Here is an 11,337-nt window from a genome sequence, read left to right on the forward strand (position 1 = left end):
CCGCACGTTTTTCCGTCGAGGTCTCCCGTGGGCAAGTACCCCAGCATCAGCCTCTTCTTCCCGGCCTGGAACGAGGAGGACTACGTCGAGCGCGCCGTGAGCCGCGCCCTGGACGTGCTCCCCCAGCTGACGGACGACTTCGAAATCATCATCGTCAACGATGCCTCCACGGACCGGACACGCGAAATCTGCGAGGCGATGGCGCAAAAGATTCCGCAGCTCCGGGTCATCCACCACCCCGTCAATCTCAAGCTGGGCGGGGCGATGCGCACGGGCCTGGCGGCGTCGACGAAGGACATCGTCGTCTACTCGGACGTGGACCTGCCGTGGGACATGCGCGAGCTGGAGCGCTCTCTGCACCTGATGGAGTACCTGGAGGCGGACATGATTTGCGCCTTCCGGTTCGACCGCACGAGCGAGGGCCCCAAGCGCATCGTCTACTCGTTCGTCTACAACCTGCTCATCCGCGCGCTGTTCGACATCCAAATCAAGGACGTCAACTTCAGCTTCAAGGTGATGCACCGCCGGGTGCTGGAGTCCATGGAGCTGCGCAGCGAGGGCTCGTTCATTGATGCCGAACTCGTGGTGAAGGCCATCCGCAAGGGCTTCCGCGTGTTCCAGATGGGCGTGGACTACTTCCCGCGCACGCGCGGCATCTCCACGCTGGCGTCGCCTTCGGTCATCGTGAAGATGGTGAAGGAGCTGGTGCGGCTGTACCCGGATACGCGCTCGCCGCAGCCTCCGGTGCAGCCGGTGCGCCTGCCGCCGTCGGTGCAGCCGCTGCACGCGGTGCCGCCCACGAGCACGGGCCGCGCGGCGCGGGGCTGAGGGCCAAGGCGTGGCGCGAGCACACACGCGCCTGGTGGTGAACGCGGACGACCTGGGGCTGCACCCCTCGCTGGACGCGGGCATCCTCCGGGCACATCGCGAAGGCATCGTCACCAGCGCGACGCTGCTGGCCATGGGGCCCACGGCGCCCGAGGCCGCGGCTCGTGCACGTGAGCAGGGGCTGGCGGTGGGCCTGCACCTGGCGTTGTCCACACGGCTGCCTCCGGCGGCGCCCGTGCATGCGGTGCCCTCGGTGGCGCCGGGCGGGCGGATGCGCGGGAGCTGGGCGGACTTCGCGAAGGCGTGGCTGGCCGGGGCGGTGCGGCGGGAAGAGGTGGAGGTGGAGCTGGCCGCGCAGTTGAAGCGCGCGCGGGAATTGGGCGTGGCGGTGGACCACCTGGATGGGCACCAGCACCTGCACCTGTTGCCGGGCGTGAGGGGCGTGGTGGAGGCACTGGCGGCGCGTGAGGGCCTGCCGCTGCGGTGGCCGGATGCGCTACCGAGGGTGCGGTGGCTGCGGGCGCCGGGGCCTGCGGTGAAGGCGACGGTGCTCGCGGCGCTGGCGCGGGTGCCGCCGTGGAGGACGCCGGGCGTGCGGAGGGTGAGCGCGGGCGGCGTGTTCGAGGCGGGGCGCTTGGATGAGGGCGCGCTGATGGCCGCGCTGGATGCGCTGCCGGCGGGCGACTTCGAATTGGGCTGCCATCCGGGGGAAGGCACCCCGCACGTGCCCGAGGACGCGGCGTGGCGCTACGGCTGGCAGGCCGAGTTGGACGCGCTCACGAGCCCGCGCGTGAAGGCCGTGCTGCGTGAGCGGGGCATCGAGCTGCACACCTACGGCAGCCTCGCCTCCGCGACGTAGAGCACGTGCGGCGTGGTGTAGCCGCGTCCCAGGTCCACCACCTCGCGCACGCTGAAGCCCGCCTCCTCCAGCAGCCGCGTCATCTCCGCGCGAGGCTTGAGCGCCATTCCCCCGCTCGCCTTCGTGCGCCCGAGCAGCGACACCATCACCCACTCCTGCGCCAGCGCCTTGCGGTGCTTCCAGGAGCCATCCCCCTCCACCTCCTTCAGCAGGAAGCGCCCGCCTGGCTTGAGCAGCCCATGCACCGTGCGCAGGAAGCCGGGCCACTTCGCCTCGGGCAGCAGGTACAGCACGTCGCACACCACCGCCGCGTCGAAGGCGCCCGGGGCTTCCTTCGCGAGCGTCTCCTCCACGGTGCCCTCCGCGAGCGTCACGTTGGACAACCCCGCGAGCGCCTTCCGAGCCCACGCCACCTTGCGCGGGTCCGGGTCCACGCCGCGCACCGTGCGGCGCGGGTCCGACAGGGCCAGCAGCGCGGACATCAGCCCGTGTCCACAGCCGATGTCCGCCACGGCGCCACCCGGGGTCCTCGAGGCCACGGCCAGCAGCGGCGCGGAGGACGCCCGCGCATGCACATGGAAGCGCTCGGCCGCGGGCAACGAGGCGTAGAGGGCGGTGGCCTGCTCGAGGAGCGCGCTCATGAGATGTAGTAGTCCGCGCCGAAGGCCCACGAGAGGACGATGACGGACACGGCGCCCACCGCGACCGCCCCTCGCAACACCATCGGCCGTTGTCGCAACAGCATGGCCCCGGTGAGGAACACCGGGAAGGAGGAGAGCAGGTAGCGCCCCATGCCCATGAAGTCCTTCGTGGACCACGCCGGCAGGCCGACAATCGCCAGCACATAGACGGCGTAACCCCACCCGAGCAGCTTCCGCGTGGGCCACACCAGCGCCAGCGCCAGCAGCGTGAAGAACGCATGCGCGGCCAGGCGGAACGCCTCGCGCTTGTCCGTGGGGTGGAGGATGACGCGCTCGAACCAGCTCACCTTCAGCCACGAGTGCCACCCCGGCCGCTGGTCCCATCCCGGAGCGCCCTGCACCTTCACGAAGGCGAACGGGTCTCCGAACTTGTGCCAGAGGAACAGCATGTAGCAACCGAAGCCCAGCCCCGCGAGCACCGGGAGGAAGTCCACCGCGCTCCACTTCTCACCGCGCTCGCGCTTCCACTCCAGCCGCCGCACCAGCAGGCCCACCACCACCGCCGGAGCCACCGGCCGCGCCGCCGTGGCCACCGCCGCCACCAGCACCGCGGGCAACAGCAGCCCCCGCTCCAGCAACAGGAAGGCGGCAATCACCAGCATGACGAACAGCGCGTCCGAGTACATCGCGCCGTAGAAGTAGAAGGTGAATGGGTAGCAGGCCATCAGCAGGCCGGCCCGCAGCGCCGTCTCCTCGTCCGTGCGTCCTCGTGCCCAGAGCGTGAAGAGAATCAGCGCCAATGGGCCGCACAAGAGCGTGATGAGGACTCCGGCCTGGTACACGTTGGGCCCGAGCGTCTCCACCGCGCGGATGAGCAGCGGGTACAGCGGGAAGAAGGCCACCGAGCTCTGCTGGCCCGCGGTGAACTCGTAGCCCTGCTCCGCGATGCGCATGTACCAACTGGAGTCCCACGCCACCCAGCCCATGTTGACGTACTCGTCGAGCCGGACGACGGGGTTCTGCTTGTTCTTGTGCCAGAGGCGATACGCCCCCATCCCCGCGGCGGTACTGCACAGCACCACGGCGACGACGGTGACGAGGGCGATGGTGCGGGACGCGGAGCGGGCCATGGAGGCCGGGAGGCTCGGTCCAGAAGGTCGCCCGGTCAAGCCCGGGAGTCCGCGAAGACGCAGACTCCCGGGCGGGTACGGACCGAAGCGACGCTCAGCGCGGGTAGAACGTCTTGCCCGCCTTCACCATCTCCACGAGGTGCGGCGCGGGGGAGAACCGCTCCCCGAGCTTGTCGTGGTAGTGCTCGAGCTTACGCAGCACGTCAGCGGGGCCGCGGCTGTCCGCGTAGTGGAACGGGCCGCCGAGGAACGGGGGGAAGCCCAGGCCGAAGATGGCGCCCACGTCGCCGTCGCGCGCGCTGCGGAGGATGCCCTCGCCCAGGCAGCGGATGGCCTCGTTCACCATCTGCAGCACCAGCCGCTCCGCCATCTCCTCGCGGTCGAAGGACTTCCGGTCCTTGCCGTGCGGCAGGAAGTTGTAGACGGTGGGGTCCACCTCCTTCTTCTTGCCGTTCTCGTACAGGTAGAAGCCCTTCTGCGTCTTGCGGCCCAGGCGCCCGTCGGTGATGACGTGCTCCAGCGCCTTGGGCGCCGCCATGCGCTTGCCGAACGCGGCCTCCATGATGGGGCCCACCTTCTGCGCCACGTCGATGCCGACCTCGTCGAGCAGCGTAATCGGCCCCACCGGGAAGCCGAAGTCCACCAGCGCCCTGTCCAGCTCCGCGATGTCCGCGCCCTCGGCCAGCAGGTACGCCGCCTCGTTCATGTACGGCGCGAGGATGCGCGAGGTGTAGAAGCCCGGCCCGTCGTTGACGACGATGACCGTCTTGCCCTGCTTCTTGCCCACCTCCACGCAGGTGGCCGTCACCCATTCGGCGGTGCCCGGGTGGGTGATGATCTCCAGGAGCGGCATCTTGTGCACCGGGCTGAAGTAATGCATCCCGATGACCTGCGCGGGCCGCCGGCTGCCCTTCGCCAGCTCCGTAATCGGGATGCTGGACGTGTTGGACGCGAAGATGCAGTTGTCGCCGGTGACGGCCTCCACCTCGGCGATGATGCGGTGCTTGAGCTTCAGGTCCTCGAACACCGCCTCGATGACGAGGTCCGCGGCCTTGAAGCCGCTGTAGTCCGTGCCCGCGCTGACGAGCGCCATCTTCGCCGCCGCCTCGCGGGGCGTCAGCGAGCGCTTCTTCGTGCGCTCATCCAGGATGGACTGCACCTGCTTCAGCGCGCGGCCCACGCCCGCGTCGTCCTTGTCCTTCACGCGCGCCGGCACGCCCTGAATCACGCTGGTGACGTAGGCGATGCCGCCGCCCATGAGGCCGCCGCCCAGCACCGCCACCTTCTTCACCTCGCGCGGCTTCACGCTCGCGTTGGAGGTGCCGTTCTCCTTCTTCAGCGCCGTCGTCGCGAAGAAGATTTCCACCAGTCGCTTGGAGACGTCCGACACCACCAGCTCGCCGAAGGCCCTGGCCTCGGCCTCCTGGCCCACCTTGTGGCCGGACTCCAGGCCCGTGCGAATCACCTGCAGCGCCTTCTCCGGCGCCGGGTAGCGGCCGCGCGTCTTCTTGAGGAGCTGCTTGCGCGCCTCGTCGAAGACGAGCTTGCGGCCCAGCGGGTTGTCCTCCAGCGCCACCTCGGCCCACAGCTCCTTGTTGGCCAGCCCCTGGAAGAAGCCCGCCAGGCCCTTCGACTTGCCGCCCTCGACGACGCCCTTGAAGCCCTGGCCGCGCGGACGCTCCACCTTCAGCGTGCCCTCGGCCAGCTCCTTCGCGCGCTGCACCGCGAGCTTGCGCAGGATGGGCACCGGGACGACTTCATCCACCACGCCGAGCTTCTTCGCCTTGGAGGGCTTGAGGCTCTTGCCGGTGAGGATGAGGTCCAGCGCCGCCTGCACGCCGATGAGCGCGGGCAGCCGCTGCGTACCGCCCGCGCCCGGAATCAGGCCGAGCTGCACCTCGGGCAGGCCGAGCGACGTCTTGGGGCTGTCCGTGGCGATGCGGTAGTCACACGCCAGCGCCCACTCCAGGCCGCCGCCGAGGCACGCGCCGTGGATGGCCGCGATGACGGGCTTGGGGAACGCGTCCAGCCGGTCGAAGCTCTCCTGGCCGTGACGGCTGATGGCGGTGGCCTCCTCCGCCGTCTTGATGGTCTGGAGGAAATCAATCTTCGCCCCGGCGACGAAGTTGTCCTTCTTGCCGGAGATGAAGACCACGGCCTTCACCTCGGGCGCGGCTTCCGCGCGGGACATGAGGTGCGTGAAGGCCTCGCCCGTCTCGGGCGACAGCGTATTCACCGGCGAGTCCGGCAGGTCGTACGTGATGACGGCGACCCCGTCCTCCACCTGGTAGTCGAAGCCCTGCTTCACCATGAGCTCTTCAACCTTGATGGCCATCACGCACGCTCCAGGACCACCGCGGCCCCAAGGCCACCAGCGGCGCAGACGGTGCACAGCACCGTGTTCTTGTTCCGACGCTTCAGCTCGTTGAGGGCCTGGGTGACGAGACGCGCCCCCGTGGCACCGAAGGGGTGGCCAATGGCGATGGAGCCGCCCGTCACGTTGAGGCGCTCGCGGTCCACCTCGCCCACCGGCGCGCTCCAGCCGGCCTTCTTCGCGAACTCCTTCGACGCCAGTGCCTGGAGGTTGCTCGCCACCTGCGCGGCGAACGCCTCGTGCATCTCCACCAGGTCGATGTCCGCCAGCGTCAGGCCCGCGCGCTTGAGCGCGGTGGGCACCGCGTAGACGGGACCTTGCAGCAGCTGGTCACCCGGGTCCGTGGCGGCATAGGCGTGCGAGCGCAGGTAGCCCAGCGGCTCATAGCCCAGCGCCTTCGCGCGCTCCTCGCTCATGAGGAGCAGCGCCGCGGCACCATCGGTGAGCGGCGAGGAGTTGCCGGCCGTAATCGAGCCGTATTTGCGGTCGAACGCCGGCTTGAGCTGGCCCAGGGCGTCGAGGCTGGTGTCGTCGCGGACGATGTTGTCCCTCGCGACGGTCTGCTCGTACTTCGGCGGCACGGGGACGTGCATCACCTCGTTGTCGAAGAGGCCGTCCTTCCAAGCGCGCGCGGCGTTGCGGTGCGAGTTGTAGGCGATGCGGTCCTGCTCCTCTCGGGAGATGCCGTTCTCCTTGGCCATCTTCTCGGCGCTCTCGCCCATGGTGAGACCGGTGGAGTACTCGGCGATGGCGGGAGGAACGGGAATCAGGTCCTTGGCCTTGAGCTTCTGGAAGGGCTTGAGCTTCTCCGCCAGCGAGCGCCCCTTGGACGCGGCCACCAGCGCCTGGGCCAGCGGCCGGCTGGTGAAGATGGGGGCGTCGGACATGCACTCGGTGCCGCCGGCGATGATGACCTCGGCCTCGCCCACGGCGATGGCGTTGGCCGCCGTCGTCATGGCCTGGATGGACGTGGCGCAGGCGCGCGCCACGGTGAAGGCCTCCGTCTTGCGCGGCAGCCCGGCAGCAATCACCACCTCGCGGGCGATGGACGGAGCCGTCAGCGTGGGGATGACCTGCCCGAAGACCACCTGGTCGATGGCGTTCGGGTCGAGGTCCGCCCGCTGGACGAGCTCCTGGACCACGATGCGGCCGAGGTCCAGCGCGGTGAGCCCGGAGAAGACCGAGCCCGCCTTCACGAACGGGGTCCGCAGCCCGCGGACGATGGCCACCCTCGGGTGGCCCTTGCGCTTCTCGCTTGCCATGTGTGCCTCACCCTCCTGCTACGTCGAGTGAGGCGCATCTAACGGGCGCCAATGCACCGCGTCAATCGTCCATTGATTCAAGAGTCAACAGGTGGGCGAAGGGCCTTCCTGCCTGCCTGCTTCCTGCGTCTTGGACACGCGGAGCAGGAAGGCCTCCAGAGGCTGCAGCACCTCCAGCCGCCAGAGTGGCGACAGGTCCGCGCGGGCGATGCGCTGCATCAGCGCCTCAGGGAAGGGGCCCTCCCCTGCCCTGGTGAACAGCTCGGTCAGCACTGCGCGGGGCTCGTAGCGCCCACGAATCCGGTCCTCGAGGGACAGCGGCCCCGGTAGGACGGCGTTCATGATGGCGTCGTCCCGGAAGAGCAACACGGCCGCATTGGGAGGCACCAGGACCACCAGCCAGTCCTCCGGAGCCCCGGCTTCCCCCAGACGCCACTCCAGGAAGGCGCGCTGTTCCGCAAGGCGACCTGGGTCCAGCGTCTCCGGACTGTTGATAAGGGCCACGGGCTCGTGGCGCCGGATGAGCAGTGTCCGCGCGGCGATGTGCGCTGACGACCGGTTTTCCCTCGGCTTCAACTCGATGATGCGCTCCCGCAGTACGGGGTGGCAGTGCACCAACTGATCCAGGAGCGCGGCCTCCAGCTTCCCCTCGGTCAAGATGTACGTCCTCATGCCGGCTCCTCATTCGAGAGGTCCAGGTCGCCGAAGCCCTCTTCGATGGCGTGGCGCAGCTTGCGCTTCACACCTTCCCGGAGGGCTCCGCGCTCCATGGCCCAGGCGAGGTCATCCCCGATCCACAACTGGACGTTCGGGGGCGGAAGCAAATGGGTCAGGGTGAGAGCCGCCTCCGATACAACGCCGCGAAGAAACACCGCCCCCAATGTCACCGTCGGGCGGCGGAGAAGCTGCGCCTTCATCTTGGCGATGACCGAGAAGTCGAGCGGCGTGCTCAAGGCCTTGGCCTCGACCAGGCACGCCAGCCCGTCGAAGTAGACCGCTCCGTCGATCTGCTCGAGCAACAGACCGTTCCTGCGAACCTCATAGGGCCAGGTCACCTCCGCACCTTCCAACTGGAAGGCCCTCAAGATGAGGTACTCCAGCGCCTTTCCAGGAGGCCCCCCTAACAGATTGTCTCCAGAATGGACAACCTGCCACATCCTACGAACGCCCGCGCTGTCGAGTGCCAGCACCTTTGTTCGGTACTCTGCCGCCTTTCCCGCCTCATCCATCCCGCCCTCCACCACGGGCAGTTTGCCCGCCCGCCTCCTACCTACCCGGCGGGTCTGACATGGATTGAACGTGAGTGGCCTGCATCAGACCGACTTCGGCCAGCGCTTCGTCTTCACGTACTCTCGCTTCAACTCCGGCTTGGGGTCCGGCGCGTCGACGGGTTCCTCGATGATTTCGTAGAGGCCGTTGTCGAACGGCCGCCCCGGAGCCGGCGCCTTGGGCAGGAGCCGCTCCCGCACGCCTTCCGCTGCTCGCGTCTTCGCGCGGAAGTGACAGTACGGGTTGTTCCCGGGACGGCCGAACAGCGCGTGCGCGGTGAAGCTGCACCCGCCCAGGCACACCTCCGCGAAGGGACACGTGCGGCAGAAGCCCCACAAATCGTCCACCGTGCGCGCTCGCGTGAAGGCGAGCTCCTGTGTGTTCTTCCAGATGCGCTCCAGAGGCTGCTCGCGCAGGTTGCCACCCACGTAGTGCGCCGTCTGGAGCGAGGGACAACCCTTCACCGCGCCGTTCGACTCGATACCCATCACGTAGCGGCCGGCCTGGCAGCCCCGCCAGTGGTCCCTGCCACCCGGGTGCACGGAGCGCAGCAGCGCCTCCTCCGTTCCGAAGTAGCCCAGGTTGTTCCCCGGCATCACGCTGATGCGGTCTTCCCTCGCGCGCTCCTTCAGCCGGGCGATGCGTGGCATCAGGTCCATCAAATCCCACGGTTGCAACAGCAGGTCCGGGCGGTCCGCCGCGCGTCCCAGCGGCGCGGTGATTTGAATCTGCCACGCGCCAATGCCTTGCACCTTCAGGTGCTCGTAGAGCGCTTCGAGGTCGCCCTGGTTGAGCCGGTTGAGATTGGTATTGGCGGCGGTGCGGATGCCGGCGGATTTCAGATACCCCAGCGCAGCGGTTGCGGAGGCGAAGCTGCCTCGCGCCGCGCGCATGATGTCGTGCGTGGGTTCCAGCCCATCGATGCTCACCGAGGCCGCGTACAGCCCCGCGCGCGCCATCTCCGTGGCCAGCTCCGCGGTGACTCCACGCCCGCCCGTCGTCAGCCCCGGCCGGATGCCCGCGGCCTTCAGCGCCTCGATGATGCGCAGGAATCCGGGGTGCAGGTACGCCTCGCCTCCGATGAGCACCACCTCCCGCGCGCGCATCGCCGCGAGCTGCGCCACCACGCCCAACGCCTCCTCCGTGCCCAGCTCTCCCTCGCGCGCGGTACCGGCCCTCGAGCCGCAGTGCGTGCAGGGCTGGTCGCACGCGAGCGTCAGCTCCCAGACCACGTAGGCGGGGTGGTAGTCCGTGGGGCTCACGTCGATGCGCCGGTTCACCATGCGCGCGAAGCGTAGCGGACGGGCACCGACTCAAACATCCGCGACACCCGTGTCAGTCCCGCGCCCGAAGCGGCTCGGGGAGCACGGGCGGGCACTCGGGACTTCCACCACTTACCCGGGCACGTCCCCTGCATTTACGATTCGGGCCTCACACCCCACTCCGACAAGGATGCCCTCCGTGCCCGAGCTGTCCGGCTGTCCGTCCTGCCAGGGATTCAACCCGCCCACCGCCAACGCGTGCCTGCACTGCCAAGCCCCGCTCAGCGCAGGGCCCACACGGCTCGCGCTGTCCTGGGTGGCCTCGCTGTGGACGCTCGCGGGAGCCAGCGCGGTGGGCCTCACGCTGATGGCCTGCTACGGCATGCCGCCGTGCGACGACGGCACGTTCGACTGCATCGACGACAACTCGGGCTGCGACGCGACGATTGGCGGCTCGGACGCAGGGAGCGCGGATGGTGGCGGTGGCACCATCTGCGTTCCCCAGGATGCTGGCACCGGCGGTGATGCCGGCATCATCGGTGACGCGGGCTCGGGCGGCTGACGCGCGCCATGCCTCGACGCGACGCCGTGCTCATGCACGGCGTCCACGGAGACTCCCGCCCAGGAAGCTGAAGCCGCGCCCTACTTCAGGGTCCCCTGCCTCAACGCGACGCCATGCTTGTGCACGGCGTCCACGAGGAACTTCGCCGCATCCGGGTCCGTGGGCGGAAGGATTCCATGGCCCAGGTTGAAGATGTGCCCCACGGGCCCCGCGCGCTGGAGGATGTCCTTCACGCGCCCGTCCAGCTCCTCGCGCGGCAGGAACAGGTGCAGCGGGTCCAGGTTGCCCTGCACCGCCACGTCCGGGCCGAGCACCTTGCGCCCCTCGTCCATGGGCATCGTCCAGTCCAGCCCAATCACATCCGCGCCCGTGCGCTTGAGCAGCGGCAGGTGCGTGGACAGGCCCACGCCGAAGACGATGACCGGCACGCCGGTGGCCTTCAGCTCGGACACCATGCGCGTGAGGTACGGGATGCAGAAGCGCTCGTAGTCCCACGGCGACAGCTCGCCGCCCCACGAGTCGAAAATCTGGACGATGCTCGCGCCCGCCTCCACCTGCATCTTCATGTACGGAATCAGCGTGTCCGTCAGCTTCTTGAAGAGGCGGTGCGCCACCTCGGGCTGCTCGAACATCAGGCGCTTGATGAGGATGTAGCTCTTCGAGCCGCCGCCCTCGACCATGTACGCGGCCAGCGTGAAGGGCGCGCCCGAGAAGCCGATGACGGGCACCGAGTCATTCAGCGCCTTGCGCGTGCGGCGGATGGCCTCGGCGACGAAGCCCGTGCCCTGCACCGGGTCCGGCACACCGAGCTTGTCGATGTCCGCCGCCGTGCGCACCGGGTTGGGGAAGTGCGGCCCCTTGTCGCCCAGTTCCAGCTCAATCCCCATCGCCTCCACGGGGATGAGGATGTCCGAAAAGATGATGGCCGCGTCCACGCCCAGGCGCGTCACCGGCTGCACCGTCACCTCGGCAGCCAGGTCCGGGTGCTTGCACAGGTCCAGGAACGCGATGTTGCCGCGGATGGCCCGGTACTCGGGCAGGTAGCGGCCGGCCTGGCGCATCAGCCACACCGGCGTCGTGTCGGTGGGCTGGCGGCGTGCCGCGCGGAGGAGTCGGTCGTTCACTTCAGGCCTCGGTGTCGGCCCCACAC

General features: G+C 69.0%; 11 protein-coding genes. 3 read left to right on the forward strand and 8 right to left on the reverse strand.

Annotation, left to right across the window (positions count from 1 at the left end):
- Nucleotides 1-27 precede the first annotated feature (27 nt).
- Both ACVTJA_RS38380 and ACVTJA_RS38385 read left to right on the forward strand, forming a co-directional pair.
- Entirely contained in the window at nt 28-828 is an 801-nt protein-coding gene (locus tag ACVTJA_RS38380; protein WP_465827725.1) for a glycosyltransferase family 2 protein, read from the forward strand.
- A 10-nt stretch (nt 829-838) separates the two neighbouring features.
- Nucleotides 839-1,687, forward strand: coding sequence for a ChbG/HpnK family deacetylase (locus ACVTJA_RS38385; protein WP_465827726.1), 849 nt, complete (start codon nt 839-841; stop codon nt 1,685-1,687).
- Here ACVTJA_RS38385 and ACVTJA_RS38390 read toward each other — a convergent pair.
- The 7 genes from ACVTJA_RS38390 to ACVTJA_RS38420 form a co-directional block, all read right to left on the reverse strand.
- Nucleotides 1,660-2,328, reverse strand: coding sequence for a class I SAM-dependent methyltransferase (locus ACVTJA_RS38390; RefSeq protein ID WP_465827730.1), 669 nt, complete (start codon nt 2,326-2,328; stop codon nt 1,660-1,662). The genes ACVTJA_RS38385 and ACVTJA_RS38390 overlap by 28 nt on opposite strands.
- Nucleotides 2,325-3,458 carry a mannosyltransferase family protein gene (locus ACVTJA_RS38395; protein WP_465827734.1) on the reverse strand — a complete coding sequence of 378 codons (1,134 nt, stop codon included), beginning with the start codon at nt 3,456-3,458 and terminating at the stop codon, nt 2,325-2,327. The genes ACVTJA_RS38390 and ACVTJA_RS38395 overlap by 4 nt, the downstream gene beginning before the upstream one ends.
- A 94-nt stretch (nt 3,459-3,552) precedes the next feature.
- Nucleotides 3,553-5,793: a fatty acid oxidation complex subunit alpha FadJ gene (fadJ, locus tag ACVTJA_RS38400; protein ID WP_465827736.1), complete on the reverse strand. Its 2,241-nt coding sequence runs from the start codon at nt 5,791-5,793 to the stop codon at nt 3,553-3,555.
- Entirely contained in the window at nt 5,793-7,094 is a 1,302-nt protein-coding gene (gene fadI / locus ACVTJA_RS38405; protein ID WP_465827738.1) for an acetyl-CoA C-acyltransferase FadI, read from the reverse strand. The genes fadJ and fadI overlap by 1 nt, the downstream gene beginning before the upstream one ends.
- Nucleotides 7,095-7,178: 84 nt before the next feature.
- Nucleotides 7,179-7,766 (reverse strand): hypothetical protein, encoded by a 588-nt coding sequence (locus ACVTJA_RS38410; protein WP_465827741.1) that lies wholly within the window; start codon nt 7,764-7,766, stop codon nt 7,179-7,181.
- Complete coding sequence (locus ACVTJA_RS38415; protein WP_465827745.1) at nt 7,763-8,323, reverse strand: hypothetical protein; 561 nt, start codon at nt 8,321-8,323, stop codon at nt 7,763-7,765. The genes ACVTJA_RS38410 and ACVTJA_RS38415 overlap by 4 nt, the downstream gene beginning before the upstream one ends.
- Nucleotides 8,324-8,407: 84 nt before the next feature.
- Nucleotides 8,408-9,646, reverse strand: coding sequence for a radical SAM protein (locus tag ACVTJA_RS38420; RefSeq protein WP_465827749.1), 1,239 nt, complete (start codon nt 9,644-9,646; stop codon nt 8,408-8,410).
- 178 nt (nt 9,647-9,824) lie between these two features.
- On the opposite strand from ACVTJA_RS38420, the gene ACVTJA_RS38425 reads away from it, so the two are divergent.
- Nucleotides 9,825-10,187, forward strand: coding sequence for a hypothetical protein (locus ACVTJA_RS38425; protein ID WP_465827750.1), 363 nt, complete (start codon nt 9,825-9,827; stop codon nt 10,185-10,187).
- Between the two features lie 80 nt (nt 10,188-10,267).
- On the opposite strand, the gene hemE is transcribed toward ACVTJA_RS38425, so the two are convergent.
- Nucleotides 10,268-11,311 (reverse strand): uroporphyrinogen decarboxylase, encoded by a 1,044-nt coding sequence (gene hemE, locus ACVTJA_RS38430; protein WP_465827752.1) that lies wholly within the window; start codon nt 11,309-11,311, stop codon nt 10,268-10,270.
- Between the last annotated feature and the right edge of the window lie 26 nt (nt 11,312-11,337).

Source organism: Pyxidicoccus sp. M6, assembly GCF_055568925.1.

Bases quoted from the DNA above. Each gene is read 5' to 3' on its own strand.
- ACVTJA_RS38390 (WP_465827730.1), bottom strand. From the start codon at position 2,328: ATGAGCGCGCTCCTCGAGCAGGCCACCGCCCTCTACGCCTCGTTGCCC.
- ACVTJA_RS38395 (WP_465827734.1), bottom strand. From the start codon at position 3,458: ATGGCCCGCTCCGCGTCCCGCACCATCGCCCTCGTCACCGTCGTCGCC.
- fadJ (WP_465827736.1), bottom strand. From the start codon at position 5,793: ATGGCCATCAAGGTTGAAGAGCTCATGGTGAAGCAGGGCTTCGACTAC.
- fadI (WP_465827738.1), bottom strand. From the start codon at position 7,094: ATGGCAAGCGAGAAGCGCAAGGGCCACCCGAGGGTGGCCATCGTCCGC.
- ACVTJA_RS38410 (WP_465827741.1), bottom strand. From the start codon at position 7,766: ATGAGGACGTACATCTTGACCGAGGGGAAGCTGGAGGCCGCGCTCCTG.
- ACVTJA_RS38415 (WP_465827745.1), bottom strand. From the start codon at position 8,323: ATGGATGAGGCGGGAAAGGCGGCAGAGTACCGAACAAAGGTGCTGGCA.
- ACVTJA_RS38420 (WP_465827749.1), bottom strand. From the start codon at position 9,646: ATGGTGAACCGGCGCATCGACGTGAGCCCCACGGACTACCACCCCGCC.